25 protein-coding genes are annotated in these 24,548 nt (G+C 41.3%); 11 read left to right on the top strand and 14 right to left on the bottom strand.

The genetic code is table 11. The features are described 5' to 3' along the window. Nucleotides 1-66: 66 nt before the first annotated feature. Nucleotides 67-651, top strand: coding sequence for an FxsA family protein (locus AC19MV_RS09460; protein WP_498307221.1), 585 nt, complete (start codon nt 67-69; stop codon nt 649-651). 48 nt (nt 652-699) lie between these two features. Here AC19MV_RS09460 and AC19MV_RS09455 read toward each other — a convergent pair whose 3' ends face one another. Together AC19MV_RS09455 and AC19MV_RS09450 are read right to left on the bottom strand one after the other, a co-directional pair. Continuing rightward, on the bottom strand, nt 700-1,065 hold the full coding sequence (locus tag AC19MV_RS09455; RefSeq protein WP_498307220.1) for a hypothetical protein: 366 nt from the start codon (nt 1,063-1,065) through the stop codon (nt 700-702). Between the two features lie 93 nt (nt 1,066-1,158). Continuing rightward, nucleotides 1,159-2,625: an MATE family efflux transporter gene (locus AC19MV_RS09450; RefSeq protein ID WP_498298671.1), complete on the bottom strand. Its 1,467-nt coding sequence runs from the start codon at nt 2,623-2,625 to the stop codon at nt 1,159-1,161. Nucleotides 2,626-2,839: 214 nt separating this feature from the next. Between AC19MV_RS09450 and AC19MV_RS09445 the strand changes: the two genes are divergently transcribed. The 3 genes from AC19MV_RS09445 (at nt 2,840) to AC19MV_RS09435 (ending at nt 6,627) form a co-directional block, all read left to right on the top strand. Beyond that, complete coding sequence (locus AC19MV_RS09445) at nt 2,840-3,130, top strand: co-chaperone GroES (protein WP_011639076.1); 291 nt, start codon at nt 2,840-2,842, stop codon at nt 3,128-3,130. A gap of 57 nt (nt 3,131-3,187) precedes the next feature. Further along, nucleotides 3,188-4,825 (top strand): chaperonin GroEL, encoded by a 1,638-nt coding sequence (groL, locus tag AC19MV_RS09440; protein ID WP_498307218.1) that lies wholly within the window; start codon nt 3,188-3,190, stop codon nt 4,823-4,825. 899 nt (nt 4,826-5,724) lie between these two features. Further along, nucleotides 5,725-6,627: a hypothetical protein gene (locus tag AC19MV_RS09435; protein WP_498307216.1), complete on the top strand. Its 903-nt coding sequence runs from the start codon at nt 5,725-5,727 to the stop codon at nt 6,625-6,627. Here the strand turns inward: AC19MV_RS09435 and AC19MV_RS09430 are convergent. Then, the gene (locus tag AC19MV_RS09430; RefSeq protein WP_498307215.1) at nt 6,565-7,599 is read right to left on the bottom strand and encodes a nuclease-related domain-containing protein; all 1,035 of its coding nucleotides are present in this window, start codon (nt 7,597-7,599) and stop codon (nt 6,565-6,567) included. The two genes, AC19MV_RS09435 and AC19MV_RS09430, sit on opposite strands and share 63 nt — an antisense overlap. Nucleotides 7,600-7,888: 289 nt before the next feature. Here AC19MV_RS09430 and AC19MV_RS09425 point away from each other — a divergent pair, with 289 nt between their 5' ends. Beyond that, entirely contained in the window at nt 7,889-8,125 is a 237-nt protein-coding gene (locus AC19MV_RS09425) for a helix-turn-helix domain-containing protein (RefSeq protein ID WP_498307214.1), read from the top strand. A 64-nt stretch (nt 8,126-8,189) separates the two neighbouring features. On the opposite strand, the gene AC19MV_RS09420 is transcribed toward AC19MV_RS09425, so the two are convergent. Further along, nucleotides 8,190-8,678 (bottom strand): TIGR00645 family protein, encoded by a 489-nt coding sequence (locus AC19MV_RS09420; RefSeq protein ID WP_498307213.1) that lies wholly within the window; start codon nt 8,676-8,678, stop codon nt 8,190-8,192. Nucleotides 8,679-9,394: 716 nt separating this feature from the next. Between AC19MV_RS09420 and AC19MV_RS09415 the strand changes: the two genes are divergently transcribed. Continuing rightward, the gene (locus tag AC19MV_RS09415) at nt 9,395-9,799 is read left to right on the top strand and encodes a hypothetical protein (RefSeq protein WP_498307212.1); all 405 of its coding nucleotides are present in this window, start codon (nt 9,395-9,397) and stop codon (nt 9,797-9,799) included. Nucleotides 9,800-10,126: 327 nt separating this feature from the next. Here the strand turns inward: AC19MV_RS09415 and AC19MV_RS09410 are convergent, their stop codons facing one another. The 3 genes from AC19MV_RS09410 to AC19MV_RS09400 form a co-directional block, all read right to left on the bottom strand. Further along, the gene (locus tag AC19MV_RS09410; protein ID WP_498307210.1) at nt 10,127-10,636 is read right to left on the bottom strand and encodes a hypothetical protein; all 510 of its coding nucleotides are present in this window, start codon (nt 10,634-10,636) and stop codon (nt 10,127-10,129) included. A 2-nt stretch (nt 10,637-10,638) separates the two neighbouring features. Continuing rightward, complete coding sequence (locus tag AC19MV_RS09405) at nt 10,639-11,106, bottom strand: hypothetical protein (RefSeq protein ID WP_498307209.1); 468 nt, start codon at nt 11,104-11,106, stop codon at nt 10,639-10,641. A gap of 80 nt (nt 11,107-11,186) precedes the next feature. After that, nucleotides 11,187-12,455, bottom strand: a complete 1,269-nt coding sequence (locus AC19MV_RS09400) for an IS4 family transposase (protein ID WP_498307207.1) — start codon at nt 12,453-12,455, stop codon at nt 11,187-11,189. Nucleotides 12,456-12,996: 541 nt separating this feature from the next. On the opposite strand from AC19MV_RS09400, the gene AC19MV_RS09395 reads away from it, so the two are divergent. Beyond that, nucleotides 12,997-14,023, top strand: a protein-coding gene (locus AC19MV_RS09395; protein WP_498307205.1) for an IS630 family transposase whose coding sequence is annotated in 2 segments (ribosomal slippage) — nt 12,997-13,452 and nt 13,454-14,023 — 1,026 coding nt in all. Because the reading frame shifts where the segments join, the coding sequence is not laid out codon by codon here. A 19-nt stretch (nt 14,024-14,042) separates the two neighbouring features. Here the strand turns inward: AC19MV_RS09395 and AC19MV_RS09390 are convergent. After that, complete coding sequence (locus tag AC19MV_RS09390) at nt 14,043-15,077, bottom strand: polysaccharide lyase family 7 protein (RefSeq protein WP_498307204.1); 1,035 nt, start codon at nt 15,075-15,077, stop codon at nt 14,043-14,045. A 286-nt stretch (nt 15,078-15,363) separates the two neighbouring features. Between AC19MV_RS09390 and AC19MV_RS09385 the strand changes: the two genes are divergently transcribed. Beyond that, entirely contained in the window at nt 15,364-16,113 is a 750-nt protein-coding gene (locus AC19MV_RS09385; protein ID WP_498307203.1) for a class I SAM-dependent DNA methyltransferase, read from the top strand. Nucleotides 16,114-16,335: 222 nt separating this feature from the next. On the opposite strand, the gene AC19MV_RS09380 is transcribed toward AC19MV_RS09385, so the two are convergent. From AC19MV_RS09380 to AC19MV_RS09365, 4 genes are all read right to left on the bottom strand, one after another. Next, the gene (locus AC19MV_RS09380; protein ID WP_432401009.1) at nt 16,336-16,614 is read right to left on the bottom strand and encodes a DNA polymerase III subunit epsilon; all 279 of its coding nucleotides are present in this window, start codon (nt 16,612-16,614) and stop codon (nt 16,336-16,338) included. 160 nt (nt 16,615-16,774) lie between these two features. After that, complete coding sequence (locus AC19MV_RS09375; protein ID WP_498307201.1) at nt 16,775-17,782, bottom strand: alpha/beta hydrolase; 1,008 nt, start codon at nt 17,780-17,782, stop codon at nt 16,775-16,777. A gap of 43 nt (nt 17,783-17,825) precedes the next feature. After that, entirely contained in the window at nt 17,826-18,596 is a 771-nt protein-coding gene (locus tag AC19MV_RS09370) for an SDR family oxidoreductase (protein ID WP_498307199.1), read from the bottom strand. Nucleotides 18,597-18,631: 35 nt separating this feature from the next. Beyond that, nucleotides 18,632-20,098: a flavin-containing monooxygenase gene (locus AC19MV_RS09365; protein WP_498307197.1), complete on the bottom strand. Its 1,467-nt coding sequence runs from the start codon at nt 20,096-20,098 to the stop codon at nt 18,632-18,634. A 164-nt stretch (nt 20,099-20,262) separates the two neighbouring features. On the opposite strand from AC19MV_RS09365, the gene AC19MV_RS09360 reads away from it, so the two are divergent. After that, nucleotides 20,263-21,270 carry an AraC family transcriptional regulator gene (locus tag AC19MV_RS09360; RefSeq protein ID WP_498307195.1) on the top strand — a complete coding sequence of 336 codons (1,008 nt, stop codon included), beginning with the start codon at nt 20,263-20,265 and terminating at the stop codon, nt 21,268-21,270. 3 nt (nt 21,271-21,273) lie between these two features. Here the strand turns inward: AC19MV_RS09360 and AC19MV_RS09355 are convergent, their stop codons facing one another. After that, the gene (locus AC19MV_RS09355) at nt 21,274-21,927 is read right to left on the bottom strand and encodes a cold shock domain-containing protein (protein ID WP_498307193.1); all 654 of its coding nucleotides are present in this window, start codon (nt 21,925-21,927) and stop codon (nt 21,274-21,276) included. Nucleotides 21,928-22,238: 311 nt separating this feature from the next. Between AC19MV_RS09355 and AC19MV_RS09350 the strand changes: the two genes are divergently transcribed. Both AC19MV_RS09350 and AC19MV_RS09345 read left to right on the top strand, forming a co-directional pair. After that, nucleotides 22,239-22,754: a hypothetical protein gene (locus AC19MV_RS09350; protein WP_498307191.1), complete on the top strand. Its 516-nt coding sequence runs from the start codon at nt 22,239-22,241 to the stop codon at nt 22,752-22,754. Nucleotides 22,755-22,939: 185 nt separating this feature from the next. Further along, on the top strand, nt 22,940-23,461 hold the full coding sequence (locus AC19MV_RS09345; protein ID WP_498307189.1) for a DUF1993 domain-containing protein: 522 nt from the start codon (nt 22,940-22,942) through the stop codon (nt 23,459-23,461). 70 nt (nt 23,462-23,531) lie between these two features. On the opposite strand, the gene AC19MV_RS09340 is transcribed toward AC19MV_RS09345, so the two are convergent. Then, complete coding sequence (locus AC19MV_RS09340; RefSeq protein WP_498307188.1) at nt 23,532-24,425, bottom strand: DMT family transporter; 894 nt, start codon at nt 24,423-24,425, stop codon at nt 23,532-23,534. Nucleotides 24,426-24,548: the final 123 nt, after the last annotated feature.

Raw genomic sequence — 24,548 nt, 5'->3', positions numbered from 1 at the left:
ATACGTCGCTACTATATTATTTACCCAGTCGCCAACTGTAACAAAAAGCGATGATTAGAGGCCAATATGTTTTTTATTTTATTGTTAGTATTTGTACTTATTCCGGTTGTAGAGCTCAATGTGTTGATTGAAGTGGCCAGCTCCATTGGCTCATGGACCACGGTTGGCTTAGTGTTATTTACTGCCGTTGTCGGAGTGTCGCTTGTACGTAGCCAAGGGTTAAGCACTTTAATGAGCGTGCAGCAAAAGCTTGCGCGTGGCGAAGCGCCTGGGCAAGAAATTGTAGAAGGCATGATGTTAGCCGCAGCAGGCGTGTTATTACTTATCCCAGGTTTTGTGACTGACTTTATCGGCTTAATTTTATTAACCCCATTTACGCGAGCACCCATTGCGGCGTTTTTATATAAACGTATGCAATTACGCGTGGTTGCTAATGGGGGTTTTAAAGGTGGATTCAGTGCAGGACAAAGCCCATTTGGTCAACCGGGTCCATTTGGCGGACAAAACCCCGATGACCAGAACGGCAATACGTTTGATGGCGATTTTGAGCGTAAAGACGAGCAGCCACGCAGTCATCATATAGAGCAAAAACAATCTGACGACGACATTATTGATGTTGAGCCAATAGATCCAAAAGACGACAAAAAGTAACTCAATGAGTCTATACCCAATCAACAAAAACAGCCGACTACCTATGATTTAGTCGGCTGTTTTTGTTTGTCGCTGCTTATCTTGTTTGGCACCTAACCAAAATGCGCTGGCAATACTGAGCACCCAGTTAGCAATAAACAACCAGGTGATGGCAGACAAGTCAGCCGATTGTGTGTCGAGCGCCGCTTTAGACACCTCGGCGTAAATGGCACTTAAATCGTTGCCAATATTGCCGGCCAAAATCTGATCTGCAATCACTTGCGCCCGGCCAACAATGTGCTTCATTAACACCATCACGCACAGCAAACTGACGCTAATAAACCCCCAGCCCAACCATTTTTTACCTAACCAAACCTGACCACTGCCAGGACAAATAATGGCCGACAATAATGCGGCATAAAGGGATTTTTTCATGATAATACGGCTGAATGTTAAGGAGAATAATGAATGATATTAACTCACTGACGCCCGCTAAAGGCAAGCGTTGGGCATAAGGTTAATGTCGAATTAATCTGAGGGATTAGTATTAGTGCGCAACAGTTCTTTATTACGCTCAGATTTACTGTCGTGGTCGTTATCATAACGCTGACCATTATTGGCCCCATTGGTTTTATCGCCGCACGGTACACTGTGCTTAATGTGCTCGGGTTCGCTAATTTGAGTGGCCAGATAATAACAAGCAATGCCCATTAAGGTGTTAGTGATTGGCAATGCCAGTAAAATACCTTTAACACCACCAATATAAGCGCCTAGCGCCGCTAATGGCAGCATGATTAACATTAATCGACAAAGATTAATCACCAGTGAACTTAGTGGTCTGTGATAAGCATTTAAACTGGTCGCAAAAATAATCACAATGCCTAACGGGCCATAGGCTGCGGGCAGCACCATGACATAAAAACTCAACCAATCGATCACTAACGGGTCGCTAGTAAACAGTTGGGCAATGGCAGTGGCATTAAAATACAGCGGAATAAATAACAGGGTTTGAAACACAAACACAAATTGTAGCGACATCAATAAGGCTTTTTTGGCACGCTCTGGTTGATCGGCTCCTAAATTTTGCGCGATAAACGGCATTAAGCTTGATGATAAAGCCATCACCACAATCAATAACACCGACTCCAGACGAATACCTGCTCCAAATGCAGCGACACCAGCATGATCAATGCGCGCTAGCATGGCCATAATGATACCGTTGGCAATAGGGTTAATCACATTCATTAACGCCGCAGGGCGAGCAATGTGTGCAAGGGCTTTCCAGTGCAAAATAAAGCGGCCAATATCAAAACTGACAAACTCAACCAGTTTACGTTTGAACACAATCAAATAACCGGCTAACGACATTGCCACAACCCATGACAGCGTGGTTGCAATGGCGGCACCTTGTATTTCTAAGCGCGGAAATGGGCCAATACCAAAAATAAGCAGAGGGTCGAGAATTAAATTCACTACTGCAGCCAACATCATAATTTTTGCAGGGGAGCGAGTGTCGCCCGTGGCACGTAATCCTTGATTACCCACCATCAACAACACCAGTGCTGGCGCGCCTAAATACCAGTACCACATATAGTCATTAATTAACGGTAAGCTGGCTTCGTTGGCACCTAGCAGGCTAAAGATGGGTTCAATAAACACACAGCCGAGTATCGATAAACCCCAAATAATCAATAAAGTCATGCACAAGGCGTCAAACAAAAACACCTTAGATTCGGGCGCATGGCCAGAGCCAATTAAACGCCCAAGGTTAGTCGACACACCAGCGCCAATACCAATACCAATGCTTGAAATCACTAAGGTAACCGGAAAGGTAAAGCTCACCGCCGCTAATGCTTCGGTCCCCAACTGGCTGATAAAAAAGATGTCTACAAGACTGCCTCCCAGAATGGTCATAATTCCAATCAGGTTAGGCAAGCTCATATTAAATAGTACACGGCCAATAGGTGCGCTGAGCAACCCGTGTCTGTCTTTCATCTATTCTCTATCGTTTGGGATTTTAAAGGTGTCGAATTCTATCAGGATTAATCGGGCTTTAATAAAACAGACTTAAAAAAAGTGTAGTTTTTTTTAAAATTCCCCTTGGATCTGTGATCAATCACCCCCATATCACATGCATCAAGGGGAAAACCCTTTTTTGTTAGTTAATAGCCTCGTTTTTTGGGCATCACATCATTAGGAGAGTTCATAGATGAATATTCGTCCATTACATGACCGCGTTATCGTTAAACGTTTAGAAGTTGAATCAAAATCTGCAGGCGGCATCGTGCTTACAGGCAGCGCAGCAGAAAAATCAACTCGCGGTAAAATCCTTGCTGTAGGCAATGGTCGCATTTCAGAAAACGGCACAGTTACTCCACTTGACGTTAAAGTGGGCGACGTTGTTATCTTCAATGAAGGTTACGGCGTTAAGAAAGAAAAAATTGACGGTGAAGAAGTCTTGATCCTGTCAGAAGCTGACCTGATGGCAGTAGTAGGCTAAGCCTCACGCATCAATCGACTTTCCAATTAATCATTAAATTTAAAGGAACATCAAAAAATGGCAGCAAAAGAAGTCTTATTTGGTAACGACGCACGCGTAAAAATGCTTGCAGGCGTTAACATCCTAGCCAACGCAGTTAAAGTAACCTTAGGCCCTAAAGGTCGTAACGTTGTTTTAGATAAAAGCTTTGGTTCGCCACTTATCACCAAAGACGGTGTGTCAGTAGCCAAAGAAATCGAACTTACAGACAAGTTCGAAAACATGGGCGCACAAATGGTGAAAGAAGTTGCTTCTAAAGCCAACGATGCAGCCGGTGACGGTACAACTACTGCAACTGTATTAGCACAAGCTATTGTTGTTGAAGGCCTAAAAGCAGTTGCTGCAGGTATGAACCCAATGGATCTTAAGCGCGGTATCGACAAAGCGGTTATCGCAGCCGTTGCAGAGCTTAAATTGCTTTCTCAAGAGTGTTCAGATACTAAAGCCATTGCTCAAGTCGGCACAATTTCTGCTAACTCTGATGAATCAATCGGCGACATCATTGCTACCGCAATGGAAAAAGTCGGTAAAGAAGGCGTTATCACCGTTGAAGAAGGCCAAGCGCTTGAAAACGAATTAGACGTTGTTGAAGGTATGCAGTTTGACCGTGGTTACTTATCACCATACTTCATCAACAAGCCAGAAACTGGCAGCGTTGAACTAGACAGCCCATTCATTTTGTTAGTAGACAAAAAAGTGTCTAACATTCGTGAATTATTGCCAATCCTTGAAGGTCTAGCGAAAACCGGTAAGCCATTGCTTATGGTTGCAGAAGACGTTGAAGGCGAAGCATTAGCAACGCTAGTTGTAAACAACATGCGCGGCATCGTTAAAGTGGCTGCTGTTAAAGCACCTGGTTTTGGCGACCGTCGTAAAGCAATGTTACAAGACGTGGCAATTCTAACTGGCGGTACTGTTATCGCTGAAGAAATCGGCCTAGAACTTGAAAAAGCCACACTAGAAGATTTAGGTACAGCTAAGCGCGTTATCATTACTAAAGATAACACCACCATCATTGATGGTAACGGCGACCAAGTGCAAATTGCAGCACGCGTTTCTCAAATCAAACAACAAGTTGAAGAGTCAACATCTGACTACGACAAAGAAAAGCTTCAAGAGCGTATGGCTAAACTAGCTGGCGGTGTTGCAGTAATCAAAGTTGGCGCAGCAACTGAAGTTGAAATGAAAGAGAAAAAAGCCCGCGTAGAAGATGCATTACATGCAACTCGCGCAGCGGTAGAAGAAGGCGTAGTAGCAGGTGGTGGTGTAGCCCTTGTTCGCGTAGCAAGCAAAATTAAAGATGTTGAAGTATTGAACGAAGACCAAAAGCACGGTGTGGTAATCGCACTACGTGCTATGGAAGCGCCTTTACGTCAAATCGCAACTAACGCAGGTCAAGAAGCATCAGTTGTGGCTAACACTGTTAAAAATGGCGAAGGTAACTTCGGTTACAACGCTGGCAACGACACTTACGGCGACATGTTAGAAATGGGTATCCTAGACCCAACTAAAGTAACCCGTAGTGCATTACAGTTCGCAGCGTCTATTGCTGGCTTGATGATTACTACTGAAGCTATGATAGCTGAAGTACCACAAGATTCTGCGCCAGATATGGGCGGAATGGGTGGTATGGGCGGAATGGGCGGCATGATGTAATCTAACTGGTTAAAATCAGTTATAGCGGCGTTACTTTGCCACTCACGTAGAAAAACACTACGCTTCGTGACAAAAAGCCTTGCTCTAAGCTGATTTTTCCTGCGTTAGATCAAGTGTTGTTTCAAGCCTAAAAGCTTAAAGCTAAACTTCTTGTAAAAGAATTGAAAAAGCCTCGATACTTAACGGTATCGGGGCTTTTTGTTTCTTTCTGGTTAAAATCAGTTATAGCGGCGTTACTTTGCCACTCACGTAGAAAAGCACTACGCTTCGTGACAAAAAGCCTTGCTCTAAGCTGATTTTTCCTGCGCTAGATCAAGTGTTGTTTCAAGCCTAAAAGCTTAAGCTAAACTTCTTATAAAAGAAAAGAGAAAGCCCCGATACTTAATAGTATCGGGGCTTTTTGTTTCTTTCTGGTCTAAATCGGTGATAACTGCGTTGCTTCACCACTCACTTATGTGATTGATAAAAGTTGAAAAACTAAACTTCTTGGAGAGTTTCAGAATTAGTTTACTTTGAAGCCATTAATAGATGCGTGCCAAAGAACCTCACCTACAGTAATAATCATCCTATTAAGCTGATGGCGATACCGTCAGCAAAACCAAAATATACCTAACGTACTTGCAATCCTTTAGTTGAAGCGTATAATTTAAGCACAAAAGAAAATAGGTCGTTAGATATGGAAAGTAACTTCAAAGATATTAAAGTTGTTAAAAGCCAACGCCAAGCTCGTTATGCGAGTAAGGTTAATTCTGGATCGTATTCGCTTTCTAGTCGTATTTCTTTGGTCGGATCGCGAAAATCCAAAGTTAAGTTAGTTGTACCTATTTTCTAAGCAAATGCTGATTTAAATGTTTTTTTCGATATAATAAGCCTCTTTTATAGAGGTTTTTTTGTGTCTTATGAAAAAATATTTACTACCTTTAGAGCAATTAGAAGCCCTCAACGCCGAGTTGTTAAGTATTGCTGATTCACTCGCTAATCCGGTTATTATTGTGGGTGGGCAGAGCGTATCGTACTGGTATTCATATTACCAAGAAAGTATTCCGCATTTTGACATGATCCCGCTTGCAAGTGTGGATATTGATTATATCGCACAAAAAGACGATATAAGTAAGATTGTAAAAGCATGGAATGTCGATGTGCAAATGGCCGGCATAGATGTTGGCCCGCCCTCTATTGCTATTGCATATCTTAAAGATAAAGATACCCAACAGATCAAATCGATTGAGGGATGTAATTTTATTGATATAGATGAAATGGAGCTTGGTTTTGATGAGCCCAATTTAGTTGATTTTATAGATGCACCTGCTGGTTTCAATATTCAAGACGTTAAAAATGTGCAAAAACGAAAATTTCTCACATCTCTCTTTCAATTTTCAACAGCTTTTGATATTCAACCAAACGAAAAAATATTAATTTTAAATCCGATAGGTTGCTTTAAAAGCAGAGTAGGCAATTTGTTTCATAGCCCTAAGCAAAAGGGTATAGAATTGATACGAATCGAAAGTCTTAAATATCCTCTAGTTTACTTTTTTCAAGACTTAGCAGCAGAGGAGCCATTTCGAAAAGTAAGAAAACATATCACCGTTTTACACCAGTTATTACTAACAGAAGATTCAATACGATTGTTTACAGAATACGATGTTGATTATAGGTCTGTTTTTGCTAATATTGTTATGAAGACGCCAGGTGGTAGTGAAAAGTATTATGCATTTGATGGCCCTAATCTTATTCGGTCATTAAATAAGAAGTATGAGCAAAGGAAAAACGTGAAGAATGCTTTCTTGAATAGGCATAGTTAGGATATCACTTCTAAAGCTTAGTTGGGCAAGAATTAACTTTTTACTGCATTGGTTGCAGTTGATGTAGTAACCAAATTTGCCATACATTGGTGTGTATTGCGTTGATTCGCCACAATGTTTACAGCTTAGTATCGGGTGCTGGGTTGGTGCTAATGTGGCTACTGCTTGAGGCATTGCAGTATTGGATTGAGCTATATTATAAGTGGGTGCTGATACTGGTTTAAGCTCTTGTTGTTCAAGCTTAGGCTCAAGCGGTGGTATGTCTGATTTAGCTTGGGTTTGCTTTCGTTCTACCGGAGCATGATTAGCTTGCTGAATATTTGAGTCGATATGCTGATTAATAAGAAATTGACCAATTGAATCGAGTTCTTGTTGGTTGAAATCAGGACGGGTATCAGCGACATTCATCAAGCGGATTATTTTGTGTTTAAGGTTCATGATCCTTTTGAGTTCATCGACCAAAAATTCAGTTTTGAAAAGCTTGTCGGAAATCTCTTTCGGCATGGTTTTTCTGTCGATGACAGCATTACTGGATACTGCACATAAATAGTGCCAACTACGTCCATTGAAGCCTTGCTGCTTTATACCCAGTAACTTACTTAAAATCTCGCTCTTATGGTGTTTCAACATTTCCTTTAACAAGGCTTGTTGCAATTCTACTTGCTTAATGGGTGAGGACATCCCGGCCCACTGGCTGTTATAGCTGCGCGTCCATTCACCCTGGTTGTTAACTTTAACGTGACCTTTTATGCTTTTTGATTCAATGAGCACGAAACCATAGGTGTACACGATCAGGTGATCGATTTGAGCTGTTTCATCATTAAAGCTGAATTTGAAGTCGTTGATAACCAGAATTTCGGGATGATCTTTAAATGCTCGGCGTAAAAAGAAGGCCACATCCTGTTCTTGCTTTTGACCCGCAATAGCCTGTGGAGATGAGGTCGTTTGGAGTGATTTAGTTTTGAGAATCATTTATCAACAGCATCCATTCATAACTTGATAATAATCAATCTCATAATATCTATGATATGGATAAAAAAGCCAGTGTTAAATTTAAAAGCAAGGCGTAATCGATTCGATAGTGTAACAACTTACACTTTTGGTTCATTTAATGGTTTAGGCATTTAAAAAGTGTACTATGTTACACTTTTAATAGGAGAAAAAGAGTAAACCACTATGAAGTGTAGGTTGTTACACTCCACTGTTGAAATATCAGGCATTCAGGGCTAAAGTGTAGCAATGTATACTTTGGACTAACGTTATGGTATCTGCACTTAATCAACAATCTTTAGGCTTACTCATTAAAGAAACCAGAAACAACGCGGCACTGACTCAAGATGTGGCGGCGATGCTGTGTGGCGTGACTAAAAAGACGTTAATCCGTGTTGAGAAAGGCAATGATGTTTATATTTCGACAGTGTTCAAAATTCTTAATGGGTTGGGGATTAGTATTGACACTGCGCAGAGTGATAAGGTTGATCCTAAAGTGTGGTACTAATCGATAGAAAAAGAAAAGCCCTGATGCAGCGATGTATCAGGGCTTTTTATTTGGGTATGACTGGTTACTTACGGGTAATCTTATCCAGATATCCCATGGCGAAGGCCGATAACACGAAGGTGATGTGGATGAGTAGGTACCACATTATTTTGTCGTTCTCGATCTTTTCGGCATTCATAAAGACTTTGAGTAAATGAATTGATGAAATGGCGACAATCGATGCGGCCACTTTGTTTTTAAGTGAACCGGAATCCATCTTGCCTAGCCAGCTGAGTTTCTCACTGTTTTCGCCGACATCAAGCTGTGACACGAAGTTTTCATAACCTGAAAACATTACCATAATCAGCAGACCACCCACTAAGGTGATGTCGATGAGTGACAGGGTAACGAGCACGAGATCCACTTCTGCAATGGTGAAAATAATCGGAATGATGTGAAAGATCTCTTGAAAGAACTTTATGCCTAAGGCGAGTAAGACTAAGCTTAATCCCAAATAAATCGGCGCCATGATCCAACGGGATGCATACATCAATTTTTCAAATATTTGTTCCATAAAAATAGTAACCCTTCAAATAAATACGCTAAAAATCAATCGAGCCATTTGCTGTAAAACAATGTGATAGTGAACTGTAACTGCGCTGACATATTATGGCAAGTCTGGTGATGCTTTATCTAAGATTTAGTGGTAGTCAATAAACCTATTACTGACTCTAAAAGATTGAAAACAGCATTGGGTAGCAGCTTAAATTCTTCATGAAAATAGTGCTAACAGCTTGTTAATACCTCAGTAAGTCAATAGGGTAACAGGCTAGACTTTTTGTGGCGTATCTTATTTATCCAGAGTTAAGGTTATTTAGTAGGATAAAAGGAATTGTTAGGGCAGACTAAAAGATAACCTGCTGACGTGTATATTTATTTAGTCTATTTTAATCTAGTGCTCAGGTTGACCCATTAAACTAAAATCATTAGGGCCTGTTGATCTTTCAAGGTTGTTTTTGCAGCGAATTGTTGGCCACTTTTACAAGGCAGAGACTTAGAGGTGTAGTTATTCTACATAAAAAGTCGATAACGCAGTAAAAATGGCCAACAAACGCTGCCCGAAGGGTTCGGCTAAAAACGTTTTACTCTTTGTTGAATGAATTTTGCTTAGATGACTAGGCATCAATCCATTCGCCTCGATTAAAACGTTTTTAACTCGAACAAAATTTAACCTGCAAAGATCAACAGGCCCTAATTATATTTCATCAGCAATAAGAGGGATCTATCATTATGGATAAAGCGAATTCAAACACCAAGCGAAAAATGCCCTGGATTGCAATTGGTATCATTGCGTTAATCGTGTTGCTGTTTAGCCTACTCGTTACGCAAATGCCTAAGGGATTTACGTCAGATCTCGAGAAAATAGGCACGGGTAAACCTGCAATTGTGTTTGTTTACGATCCTAACCTTGTGTCGAGTATCACCCAAACTGAGCAAATGAATGAAGCCCGTGATCATCTTGGTGATAATGTGTTCTTTTTACTTGCCAGAACGGCAACGCCAGAGGGCGAGGCGTTTATTGCGAAGCATAATGCTGGATTGACTGAAGTCTTTCTGTTTGACTCTCAAGGTGTACTCATTAAAAGAAAGCCTGCGGTGTTAGATGCTAATGAACTGATGCGTTTGGTACGGTAGGTGTTTGTACTTGATTGTTTTGAATTATTAAGTAAGTTGATCAGACGCAAGCGGTAATAGCTACTTTGTTTCAGTGCCCTTTTTAAAAACTAAATGTCATGATGAGTGCTTTTTCTAACACGATTTATTTGTTGTTAAATGTATTACAGGCATAAATTTTAGATTTGATTTAAAGATTTGAAATCTGAATTTTGATATGCAAAAAGCCTCAATACTTAGCTATATTGAGGCTTTTTATTGTAAGAGCGTACTTATGTCATCGTTTTTAACGTAATCTTTAACATTTTTTCAGATTCCATTCATACGCATTTTATTATGAACGGGGGGTTAATGAGACAGTGCTTTTAAAACGTCACTTCTATCGAGCAAAGGTTTTTTAGCTTGTAAATGAACAACGAAGTCATAGGCATTCAAGTCGAATTGGATATTTTTTTGTTTAGGGTCTGCGCCTTGAAGAATCAAAAAATTGACTAATTTACTATCATTAAGCAATAACGCAGTATGAAGTGGCGGTAGGCTACTAATCGTACTTGGTGCATTCACTGAAGAACCATTGTTAATAAATTTTTTTAAATAGAGGTACTTTTTATCTTCATTTACAATCCCAAATAGGGTTGCGATGCCTCCTCTAGATTCCAACTCTGCGATATCTGAATCCATTAGTCTAAAATTAATTAAAAAAGTGTGACAAAGTGTATGAGGAATATACAGACCATCTTCACCGGCACCACACAGAATGACATCTTCAATCTTTCTATTCGATAGTGTGTAGCTAGCACCAATGATATAAATTATAACAAGTGCCGCAACACCAATGAATAAAGTTCTAAGCTTCATATTTAACCCCACACAATTTTATTATTACCATGTAGAGCAAGTATTCCAAAGTGAGGGGTATCTATCTTTGCTATGCCATTCGCATGCATTTTCAATATTGTCAGAAAACTAACCGATAGCTGCTTACGCACGATATCGTAAATCTGAATACGCATTAAGTCGTTAGTTGATGCATGATGAAACCAATGTTTGAGAGATTTTCTGCCAAATTTAACAAGCACTTTTTTAACTCCTGCAGTAGGATTCATCAATGAACCAAATAAAGCGTCAATAAACCCCATTGCATATGAGGAATCTACAGCTTCCAACAACAATCCTTGAGCAAAACCACGCACAGCATCAGTAATAATCAATTCATCTATCAATTCATGCTGATTCATAAATATAAACTTTAAAATGATGGTTGTTTCATTTTCATCAAAAAGAAGTTCGTCATTGGAAAACTGTTTAAGGTGCACACTTTTATTCATGATTATCAATCTCCATATAATTAAAAATCCGATAGCAAGTTAAAATTTTAACAACTAAGGTACAGTACATACACTGGACCTTAAGCATTAAGGCCTGAAAAAATTCCATCTAACGTTATGTCTTTTCTAGATTTTCTTTGTTGTGACTTTTTTGCGTTTATTGTTATATAGCAGACCGCCCAGTCTATCTTTTCTGTTATTTCTGACCAAGCCCGATGACAGATACACTCAAAGATTGGCAGCAGCCAAACGTCCACATTCTTTGCCGCTTTGAACAGCGAAACTGAAGGCATGATGCGCATCGCTGTGCTGCGTCTGATGATAAGTGCCAGCAGGCTGGCCCATACTAGGCCGTCAACTATCGCTTTCTGCGCGGTGGCAAATCTCTGCCAGTTTGTATGTGATTTCAACTCTTTGAACAGCAGCTCAACCTGCCAGCGGCAGCGGTAAATCGCCATAATGTCATCGGCTGAGTAAGACTCTGCCGGTAAGTTGGTTAGCCAGATGCAAAATCTCTTTTCTTCTGCAAACCAACGCCTTATCACTCGAAATTCCTGCGTTCCCCGCTGGGCTTTTAGGTCAAGCACTTCTGAGCGATTGGTGCGACGCGTGATGTCTTTAAGTTTCACTCCGGCAAGCTTAGGCAGCACACGGCCCTTGCCATTTCTAGCTTCAACTATTCTTGGGTTGAGTGACTTTTTCCCCCGAAAAATATAGAAACCATTATGGCGTTCCACATTGGCAAAATATTCGAAATCAGGATAGCCCGCATCAGCCAGAAGCAGTGTATTTTTCATTCTAAAGGCCATGGGGAGATAGGTTCTTTCTGAAGCGGTATCAGCACTTATCGCCATTGCTGTGGGATTAAATGTGCGCAATGACATGGTCATATGGCACTCTATCGCGGCGGGATTACGCTTAAAGCGGCTTGGGTACACGTCAGCTAACGCCTTGTGAACATGAAAAGAACTGCCGTCCTGAAGCAAAATATCATCAAAGCCTGACAACTTCTTCGGAAGCGAAGCGCATTGTTGGCGTGCAAACTGAGCGATAGCCAGCTGAACCAGTTGCTTCATAAAATCAGCAAAGGCGGCTTTGCGGAGCTGATTATGAAAAGGTTTGTAAGCCACATTATCATTTTCTGTCAGACACATACCATTAAACTGACGATGTAAGTCAGCAATGGCATGGCAGTTCCCTTTGCTCAACGCAGAGACCAAGCTCGGCACCAATAGTTCAGGTAATACAGCGCGATTTCGCTGTATAAACCCTGTGCGCTTTGCCATTTTTTGAAGGATGTCTGCATTGAAGAATTGCATAAATTGCTTTTTTAAGGTGATAATTGTCATCGGCTTTATTTATTGGTCATGTTGATTTGTTTGGCGACAATTATCAGATCATAAATAAGGCCTTTTTTCTATCTAAAATATAGGTTTATTGCTAAAGATCCTGTCTATGAGGTACAGTAAAACAATTATTACAATGGATGTATTCAACCCAGTTTAATGAAGCCAAAGAATATGGGCAATGACTATAATCGTTTGATTCTAGATGCTTTTGGATTGAGTAAGAACCCATTGCAACTTTGCCTAAAACCGTGATAACTGCGTTACTTTACTATTCGCTTAAGAAATTTTTGATACCTGAACGTATCGAGTTTTTAGGTACTTAGTGACATGGCAGGTTTACGGTTTGGAGTACTTTTAAAGTACATTTCTGAGTGGCGTCATGTCAAACATTGATACATCCCGACACGAAATTATCGGGATGTTATGGTCTTATAATGGGTATTGTAAAAAGTTAAGCTAACCAATGAGTATCAATAACCTGTTATACCAATTACATTAAATATATGATCTAATTAACCGTCATTCTCTTATTGCTATATTTATGAATAATATCACTCTTGCTGCATTAGCTAAATCTGAAAAAAGCGCTCGTAAACGTATGCGTTACCTCGCCTTACTCCACTTTACCGAAGGTCATTCTCGCACCGTGATTGCCAACATGTTGAAGGTCAGTAGAACAAGTGTAAATGCCTGGGTTACAAACTATTTAACTAATGGTATCAATGGCCTGGATGATAAACATAATCCAGGTAGGCCCGCACAATTGTCAGCGAAACAACAGGCAAGTCTGAAAGAGTTTATACAAGCTCAAAGCTTATCTGAGAGTGGTGGTAGATTAATGGCAAGAGATGTTTGTCTTTTTATTCAATCTGAATTTAACGTAACCTTTAAGCAGGCCAACATCTACAGAATACTGCATCAATTAGGCTTTTCATGGATAACAACACGCTCTCGTCACCCAAAACAATCTCAAGATGTTCAGGACGCTTTTAAAAAACTTCCAACTGTCAACGATCCTTAACACCCCTGGTCATGTATCGTTAGATCGCATTGATGTGTGGTTTCAAGATGAAGCCAGGTTCGGCCAGCAAAATACCACAACCCATATTTGGGCATTGAAAGGAAGCCGACCACGGTCAGTAAGGCAACAACAGTTTGAATCCGCCTATTTATATGGTGCGGTGTGTCCTGCCACAGGTGCGACAGAGGCAATTATTGCCCCGTATGCCAGTAGTGAATATATGTTAGAACACTTGAAATTAATTTCAGAAGCGACTGAATTTGGACGCTATGCGCTGATCATTATGGACGGCGCAGGGTGGCATCAACAAAAACTGACGGAGGGCTTTGATAACTTGAGTATCATTAAACTTTCCCCTTATTCCCCAGAACTTAACCCTGTAGAACAAGTGTGGCAATGGCTTCGTCAAAATGAACTTGCCAATCGCTGTTTTAGTGGATATGACGATATTGTTGAACAGTGCTCAATTGCATGGAATCACTTTATTGCAGAGCCTGAAAGGGTAATTAAATTATGCTCTAGAAGCTGGACAAAACTGACCAGTTAATTAATGTAAATGGTATTACTTACTGCTTTAACTCAAGTTGATAAAAGCTCGCTTGGGCGTAGTCGCCTGTTTCCATGCCGAGCCATTGGCAATCTGAACTGCTTTTATTGGTGTTGCATTGGTTATAAACGCCCGCTTTGTAATACATCCAATCATTTTTATAACCTAGGTCGACCTTATTGCCCTGGTAATTCCCCTGAGCCAGGTTAACTTCGAAGGTTTTTACGATGGGTTTGTCGCTGCCTGGATTTTTGGTAAATGTCAGTTTCATAGTATCGCCTTCAACATTCACTTCGTACGCGAATATCTCACCTAATTTAATACCATCTTTTGGATCGCTAGCACCCTGGCGCAGGTTGTATTTACCAAACACATTATGACGAATATCTTGGCGAAGTTTTTTGCCATTACTGTCGACAGCATCTTGTAGTTTTGGCTCTGGGTTAAGCTCGTAACTCCAGGCTAAAGAGCCATAATCATGCTCTGGCAATTTACGGTAAACAATTTTAAGCGGTTCGTTATCTGAGCCATGAATTTGACCAATAACCACAGCATATGCACCATTCTTTTTGTCATTACCGCTGCTGCTGACTTTATCGACTGATAGCGTTGCTTTTAGTTGCCCGCCAATCGCGCCGTATTCGCTGGCATTAGAGTGTGATGCTACAACGAAATTGTTTTTAGGTTCATCGTATTTATCGGCCAACATGGCGCGGAGTTCGCTGCGAGTGTTTTTACTATTGGGGGTGGTTGGTGCTTCATTTGGCGCAACAAACACTAATGCGCCGGTGTTTTTATCGGTATAAAACCACTGCGGATGAGAATAAGGCGTTTGGGTGTCGCTAAGCTGTTGCTTGTCTATTTCTAACGCCTTGGCTGATTTTTCAGTAGAGAGTTCCGGTAAGGTAATTTTCCACTTTGATAGATCGAAGTTTTGTGCCGGAGCATGGGTGGGGTCAAGATTAAATTTTTTGGCAGTATCAAGTTCAATTGAAGCGACTGCAGAACCGGCAAGTAAACTGGCGGTTAATAAGCTCAGTTGGATCTTTCTCATTGGATTGTTCCTCAAAACCATGACTAAAACAGAACACCAGAATACAACAATAATATTGTATTACAAATAGTGGTTTGTATTCGTTGCGCTAACTGTGAGTTAGCTCATCGTTAAGCAGGTAATCAACGGTAATAAGTGCTTGCAGCCAGCATCGTTCAAATTTACTGGAGCGAAAGTTTAGCGCGTCAATATTGTTGATAGATTGGCTGGTTTTAATGATTTCTCAATCAGGCTAATTGATATATGATGCGCCACCTTAAATTTAGCCTGTCTTCGATTCTATTTTATGTCTACCAATGCCCTTTATACCGATTTGTCCGGTTATTACGATTTAATGTGTTGTGATATTAACTACCAACAGCAAAGCAATAGCGTAGCTCGTTTGCATCAGATTTTGGGCAATAATGGTAAACAACATTTAGATTTGGCTTGTGGTACAGGACCGCATGTTAGGCACTTTATCGACTTAGGCTTTCAAAGCAGCGGGCTTGATATTAATCAGCCTATGCTCGACATTGCTATCCGTCGTTGCCCTGAAGCACAGTTTAGTTTGCAAAACATGACTGAGTTTTGTGTTGAAGAGAAGCTCGATTTAATTACCTGCTTTTTGTATTCCATTCATTATTCTCAAGGTGTCGAGGCGCTTAAAGCCTGTATTGTCAGTGTGCATAAAGCATTAAATACCGGCGGCTTGTTTTGTTTTAACAGCGTTGATAAACATAAAATCAATAACAAGGCGTTAGTGAGGCACAGTGCCGAATTTGAAGATAGTCAGTTTGTGTTTGAGTCGGGTTGGCATTACAGCGGTGCAGGTGAGATGCAGACTCTTAATTTGAGTATTGCCAAAACTCAGTTTGACGCCACACAGCTGTGGCAAGACTCTCATTCCATGGTCGCCACAAGCTTTACTGAGCTGGAATCGTTGTTGGCACCGTATTTTGATGTGCAAATATTTGAACACGATTACGACAGAATCATCCCGTGGGATTTAGCCTCAGGCAATGCCTTGTTTGTGTGTACTAAACGGGATATTTAAAAGTTAAGGCTTGAGTGGGCGTTTGGGCTGTTGTGCAAAAGATCTGTTCGCTAATGAATTTTTAGCCATTATTCTGCACACATTAATGGGTAGGATTTTGAGCCTGTAAATAATGTTGCTAAATAGATTGTCTACTTAACTAGGGCTCTAACCAGGGCTCAGGTTTCTTACTTAAATCAAGCCAGCCATTATGGTGACTAATGGCTGGTGTTTACACTTCGGTTACTGATTAGTATCAGTAAATTCCGCTTCAGCTTTTTCTAGTTCTTGCTGTGTTTTAAGCTCAAATTGTTGCAGCTTTTTCAATTTTGCTTCTTCTGCAAGCGTGGCTTGTCGTTCTTTAAAGCTGTGCTTTTCTGTCTTGGTCAGAAATTTAAACGCTTTCTCGTTGGCCAGTGCATAGCCGACCACATCTTCGCCTTTTACTCTGCGTTCATCGACACGTTGTGAAAAACGTTGGTTATCGCGCGCTTTGCGCTCTTCTGCATTAAGCTTACTCATGATATATCCTCATTTGTTATTACTGTTTGGGGCGATGGTTCAGTCAAACAAATGAGTTAGGTTGCACATTCATAAAGCTGAGCGCGCATTTTAGCATAAGTTGGTTTGTTAACTAATCTGAATGCAGGGATAAGCGATCAAACTATTTCATATCTGCCATTTAATCATTAAAGCGCTTCAATGCTGCAGCAATATCATGACAAGCCTGTTTGGCACGTTTGCTGAGCGTGGTGATGGAGATAAATCCGTGCATGCAATCGTCATAGTGCTCGTGGTGGATGTTAACGCCGGCATCTTTTAATCGATTAGCATAGGCAATACCGTCATCCCTTAAGGGATCAAACCCAAGTGTTAATAAGTAAGTGCTAGGCGATTGGCTTATATCAGCGGCCTGGAGTGGGCTGACTAAGGGCAGGGTGACTTCGTCGAGTGAATTGACATAGTGGCCTCTAAAAAAATCCATTAAATCGCGTGTCAGCAATAACTGCTTATTGAAACAACGGTAAGACTCGCTGAGCCCTTGTAAATCGACCATGGGGTAAATTAAAAACTGAAAGTTAGGCTTTGCTTTAATTTGTACTGGCAGCGTTGTGTGTAATGACGGCAAACCTATGATGCAGGCTAAATAGGCGCCTGCGCTGTCGCCGCCAACACCGATATGTTCTGGATTGATATTAAGCTGTTGATGGTTGTCGTTAATGTAGTTCCAGGCTTCGATAGCATCACAAATGGCACTAGGGAATTTATGTTCAGGGGCTAAACGGTACCCCACGGAGATAATATTCATGTTGCCGTGTTGAGCCAGAAAACGGCAAAAACGGTCATGGGTGTTAATACTGCCAATCACGCCACCGCCACCGTGAAAATACACTAAGGTCTTTTTAGGGATGTTGCTGCTGGGGTGGTAAATCCGCAGCTTAATGGTATTTGTGTCGCCAAGATTTGTGCTGATTGGAATCGTTAAATCTATCACCTTATACATGGCAATTTTATTCAGCCCAACCAGCTTATCCATTGCAGCATAGATAACCCTAAACAGGGCTACGGGGAGTTTATATAAAGGCAGTAATGACAACATTTTAGCGGCGTTTAACTGCGACGATTCGAGTTTAGCAGTGTGTAATATTGTGCTGTCAGGTGACGGCTGAGGCTTATTATTGTTGTCCATTTTTATGGCCTTTTTGATGTGTATTGGATCCGCTTAAAAGGGATTATCGACTTAACCATTTCATCACTAAACGATTAATAAACGCCGGTGATACGTTACTTAATCTGTGTAATATCCCATAAACCACGCTGACTGTTCTGTGAGTTTTTGGGCGTCTAACTTGTTTGTCGATGACAGCGACCACATCTTGAACGGTGATATTCACCCCAAGGCGATGCAGCACTTTAGCGCTGTTTTGTTGTGATTTAAGCATATTGGTTGCCACAAAGGGCGGCATGACGTCGCAAACCTTAATACCATATTTTGCCCACTCTAGTTCTAACGCTTCGGTCAGTGCTTTTACTGCAAACTTACTGGCCGAATAACTTGCCAATTCTGGCACGCCGTAATCACTGCTGGCCGATGACATATTAATCACAGTGCTGTTGCCATGGTTTTTTAAATAGGGCCAGGCCGCATGACATAAGTTTATCACCCCGTTAACATTAATATTAAGGGTGCGCTGATGCTGCTCAATCGAGACGGCTTCAAACGGGCCAATCTCTAGGATGCCGGCGTTATTGAGCAATATCGCCAAACAATCATTATGTTCAGCACAAAATTTAGCCATAGCATATTGTACTTGTGAAACATCACCAACATCCAGTTGAAACAAACGTATTCGCGTTCTATCCCATATTTCGGTGGCTTGTGTTAGTTGCACCATATTGATGTCGGCCATGGCGACCCAGTAGCCTTTTTTATAAAAGTGCTGAGCGGTGGCCAGACCAATACCTGAAGCCGCGCCGCTAATAAATATGGTGTTTTTATTCATTACGAAATCCATTTAATGATTCTGTTAACCGTTAATTAAAACGTGGTGGTATTGATATGTTCCATTTGCGGCTCTTTCATTTCATCAACCCACCGCTGCCAGGTGTATGGCCATAAAATAGGGTCACCATCGGCGTCTAAATACCAACTTTGGCAGCCACCCACCCAGCTGGTGCCTTTTAAACCCTCTTTGATATAAGCCGTAAAGTCATCAATGGCTTGTGGTTTGGCTTCAAACTCATCAAATTCATGTGCACGCCATTTATCAATTAATTTGATCACATAATCTGTTTGCACTTCGCTCATGGCGATAACCGAAAAGTTACCAATGGGAGTATTGGGGCCAAGCATTAAAAAGAAGTTTGGATAGTCGCTAAGTAGCATTGAGCGGTAAGCTTTGATTTTATGTGACCAGGCTTTATCAATGTGTACATTATTGCGGCCAATGAGGTTCATTGGGCGCATAAAGTTAAATGCGTTAAATCCGGTCGATAACACTAATACATCCAGTTCGTGGTGCTTGCCATCTTTGGTGATAATGCCGGTTTCGGTAATGCGTTCAATACCTTCGGTGATCAGTTGTGCGTTGGGTTTTTGAATGCCTTTATAAAATGTGCTGTTGATAATGACTCGCTTGCAACCGACTTGATAATTAGGCCGAAGTTTTTCACGTAATACTTTGTCTTTAATACTTAATCGTAAGTTTGCTTTACATAAAAAGCTCAACAGATGTTTTTGAATAAACTGGCCGGTCACGGCTTTGGTAAAAAAATGCTCTAAAAAGAATTTACCGGTATTGCGATGGATTTTGGTAATAACTGGAAAACGGGTCATGAGTTTTCGCATGGTGTGTGAAAACGTAAAATCCGGCAGGTGCATTAACCATTGTGGTGTACGCTGAAATACCGACACGGCCGCGCCAGTTTTAATGAGTTCAGGTATCGCTTGCGCCGCCGTTGACCCCGTACCGATTATTCCAACACGAGTATTGGCTGATATCTCGACACTATGATCCCATTGTGCGGTATGAAACTTAGCGCCTTTAAAATCGTCTAGCCCAGCAATATCTGGGAATTGGGGATGATGTAAAATGCCGGTGGCACATACCATAAAATCGGCAATGTAGGTTTGCCCTTTGTTTGTTTTTACGGTCCATTTTCCATCAGTATATTGGGCGTCGGTTACCGCTTCATTAAAACGTATATCACGCGCGACATCGTATTTATCGACCACGTGCTCAAAGTATTGTTTTATCTCTGGTCCGCGGGCAAAAAAACGACTCCAGTTTGGGTTAGGCTCAAACGAATAGGTATACATGTGCGCAGGTACGTCGCAAGCTGCGCCTGGGTAGGTGTTTTCTCGCCAGGTACCACCAACAGACTCTTTTTTCTCCAGGACAACAATGTCGGTAATGCCTGCCTCGCGCAGTTTAATGGTCATTAAAATGCCTGTCATACCGGCGCCAATAATCACCACTGAAGGGTTGCGTTTTGTTTGAGTCATAGGGCCTCAATTATTCTCATTATTGTGAGTCTTATTATTCTGCATGCGCATGCAAATATTGTTAATAAATTGTGTCGATTACCCAGCATAGGAAATTACGCTTAATTGATCTACGCTTAAAATGGACGTATATTTGTGATTTTAAGACATCATGGTCGTAACTTATGGCATTTCGCAGCATTACCAGTGTGCAAATTATTGTGGCCTACGGCATTGAGCAGGGTGTTGAAGAGGGCGTTTTACTTAATGGCTCAGGGCTGACAAGCGAGCAATTACACGATCACGACCAACTGGTTGAAGATACACAAGAATTACAGGTATTAAATAATCTAGTACAGCACACATCGTCGCCGTTTACTGCTGGCGTAGCTTTAGGCAGTCGATACCATTTAACCAGTTATGGCATCATGGGTTACGCTCTTTTAGCCAGCAGTACCGCCAGAAAAGCGATTGAACTGGGCTTACGCTATTTAGATTTAACCTATGTGTTTTCGCAAATCACCTTAAACCAGATTAATGATGATATTGCGCTGACATTTTTATGTGATGTGCCGGGCGAGTTGGGCGAACTGGTGTTGGTAAGAGACATGGTTGGCGCGGCGATGATCCAGCGCGAGGTGTTTGAACATAAAGATTTACCGATAACACTGCAGTTTACTGCAGCCCCACCGGCGAACTTATCAATAGCGGATATTGAGCAAACGCTTGGGGTTAATATTCGATTTAATGCTGATTACAATGGCTTTGCTCATTTAGCGCCTCTGCTCGATTTACCATTAACCAAAGGTAATGAGGCCACGGCCAGACTGTGTGAAGCGCAATGCAGCCAATTATTACAGCAAAAACAAAACTGGAAGCCCGTTGCCAAATTAGTAAAAGACACCCTAGTGCATTTAGGCTTAACAGCATCAATGGAAGACATTGCCGCCCATTTAGCCCGCACTACTCGTACTTTGCATCGGCAACTTAAGCAGGAACAAACCAGTTGGCGCCAGGTGCGAGACGATGTGCGCGTCGGCATTGCAGAGGCATTATTATTAACGCCCATGCATCTGGATGAAATCGCTGAAAGGCTTGGTTACAGTAATGGGGCTAATTTTAGCCACAGCTTTAAGCGCTGTAAAAATATGACCCCAAGCCAGTATCGTAAGCAAACAAAGAAGTTAGGTTAGGCGCTAATTACAGAATTGTCTTTCACATGGAATTCCGTCACCTTTTCCATTTCTGTCACCATCCATTTTAGTGTTTGGGCAGTTTTTCAAATAGAACTTAGCCTCAGCGCAGGATCTCATATGGCTACAATGGGTCTTACCTGTTTCACAACGAAAGTTTTGTTGTGTTGAATTAGACTCTTTGGTTCGCCAAACAGGTGTGTATTGCACCTCTGGCTTGATTTCCCGAAAGACTTCTCGAGTTGTCTCAGGTTGTTTTATCGGGGTTATACCCATTTTCTCATATTGCTTATAGCCGAAAATCCCGACCCCAAGAAACAGAATAATCATAAACATACGGCCGAGTATTGGGCTGCTGTTACGATGATTGTGATGTTTTTGGCTGGGTCTATGTGTGTTTCGTGCGGTGCTATTGGTTGATGAGTGCAGGGTGTTCGCAACAACGGCAACGCCTTCGATGCTGGCTTTTATGGCTCTGATTTTTCCGTCTGGCTGATTTTCACGATGAAATACAATCTCATCACCAACCTTGGGCTTTCTGGCCATGTGCTTTAATGCTGATATATGAATAAACACATCTTGATCATTACCCGTTTCAGGTTTGATAAACCCAAAGCCTTTTTCATCGTTCCAGCGAACTAACGTGCCTCTTTCCATGGCGATACTTTCCTAATCGAGATGACGTAAATAAAAAATTATACTTTAAATCAGTAATATAATCGTAAACGATAAAATATGTAAGTTAATTGTTGGGGTATGCTACTGTCGATAGACTTAGACAAAAAACGTTACTGATTACCGAAAATTCAATATTAATATTGTCTTCATAATATCAAGAGCAGTTTAATTTGAGTCATAATAAGTAATGTGTTGAAGATCACACTTCTAAACTGAATTTGGGTACTACAATCTTTTTATTGCTTGTAAGCGTATATCAATAATCGTTATTGCTATCAAAGGACTTAACCATGCGTTTTTTCATTACAATTACTGCCATATTGCTTCTCAGTGCCTGCAGCACCAGCTATCCAAACCAGGCGATTACAGGTCAATTTTTCCCTTCTGTGTCAGGGGAAACCCTTGAACAGCAGGCGATGACACTGCCGGACGATTTACAAGGAACAACATCATTACTGTTAATTGGATATAAACAAGATTCGCAATTTGATATTGATCGTTGGTTAATTGGGCTCGACATGACCCAAACTCAGGTGCCGGTTTACGAAGTGCCGACTATTCAGGGATTATTTCCGAGGATGTTTAGCACTTTGATAAACAACGGTATGCGCTCGGGTATTCCTAAACCGCTATGGAAAGGCGTGGTCACTGTCTATCAAGATGGTGAGCAAGTACAAGCTTTTACCGGTAACGATAAGCCAAATAATGCTCGGGTTGTGCTGTTAAACCCTCAGGGTAAAGTGATTTACTTTTATGATCAGGGTTTCTCGGTTGATGCGCTTAATGCATTGCGGGCATTACTGTAAAAGCTCGCGATACTCGTCGGAGTAATGTGTTGCATGAGCATGAAAATAGGTTCATCTTGTTGCAATCAAGCTCGTTATTACTGATTCGTCATTACTAACTACTAACTACTAAATACTAAATACTAAATACTAAATACTAAATACTTACACGCTGCAGTTTTTGCAGCTTCATTGAGGGATTTTTCATGCTTTACGATCTGACTGTAGTGCAATTCAGCAAGATGCTGAATAATTTAAACCATATTCTTGATAAAGCAGAAGCCTTTGCTGCACTGAAAAAAGTCGACATGACTGTGCTGTTAAATTCTCGCCTAGCGCCTGATCAGTTTAACCTTATTCGCCAAGTGCAGATTGCTTGCGACACGGCAAAAGTGGGTGTAGCTCGTTTAACCGGAAACATGGACACAGTGCCAAAGCACGATGACAGTGAAACCACATTAGCAGAATTGCGTCAGCGTATCGCATCAGTGCTAAAGTATCTTGAAGGCTTTAGTGAGGCTGATTTTGGCCATGCTGACAAGGTGCATGTGTCGCAGCCGCGTTGGGAAGGTAAGTATCTAACAGGATATGAATTTGCCATTGAGCATGCGGTTCCAAATATCTATTTTCATATCACTACGGCTTACGCAATTTTGCGTCATAACGGCGTTGAAGTCGGTAAAAAAGATTATTTAGGTGCTATGCCTTATAAAGTGCCAGTGCTTTAAGTTATACGGGTTAACAAAAAAGGATAAGCCATGGCTTATCCTTTTTTAATTTTTAAGCGTTACTGATCGGCTACTTTATCAACGCAGAGCGGCGTAACTTAACCCGTAATAGATTAATCAATGTCGGCGCGATTGAGGCTAATATCATTCCGGCCATCAAGGTGTATTGATGCGTTGTGTATGATTCACTGAGTAACAAGGCGCCACAGGCAATACCAGCAATGGGATTCGCGATACTGCCAAAGGTAAAGTCGACAACAGACATGCGCTGCAATAACCACACGTACATGCTGTAGCCCAATACAGTATTGAGCAACAATATCCATATTATCCCTAACGCGTTACCCCAATTAAACCCGCTTATCACATTGAAATAAGGCTCTGGTGTTATCATTGCTTGTACGCCAGACACCAGAGTGAGTAACACGCCGCCAATAATCAGTTGCCAGGTTAAAATCGTCCACCAATGAATCCGCGAACCAAGCGCTTTGGTAATCGTACTGCCGACAATAATGCAACTTATAGCTGCAAGCATGGCAATGAGTCCTACTGGGTTTAGGGTGATTGAACTTGGGTCAAACAATATCCACGCGAGTAAAACTAACACTGCACCACAAAATGCCTGTATAGCATTGGGACGTTTTTTGCTCACAACCCAATGAAATAGCATCGCAAATACAGGCACCGAGATCATTCCAACCCCAGAGATAGCTGAGGGAAGTGTTAATGCCATGACAAAAATCAAACAGAAAAACACCGCGATATTAACGGCCCCAAGCTTGATTAAAATAGACCAGTCAGCAGACGCTGGACGACTGGGTTTTATCGCCAATAATATTAATCCCGCAGGTAAAGCGCGCAGTGCACTGAGCAATAAGGGGGGCCAGTCTGCCAATGTATATTGAGTCATCGCATATGTTGTCCCCCAAAAAAAAGCGGGGATCATGGCAAGTAAAATATTCATAAATAACCTTGGTGTTAATTTATCTTCACGTAAAGATAGTTGGCGATTTTGAACTGATAAGTTGTTTTTGTAAAGTTACTTTATATAAAGTATCTTAGCATTAAGTTTTATTGCTGATTGATG

Source organism: Shewanella sp. MF05913 (genome assembly GCF_059758095.1).
The sequence above is the reverse complement of the archived record's forward strand: the minus strand, read 5'-3'. Positions and strand labels throughout refer to the sequence as shown.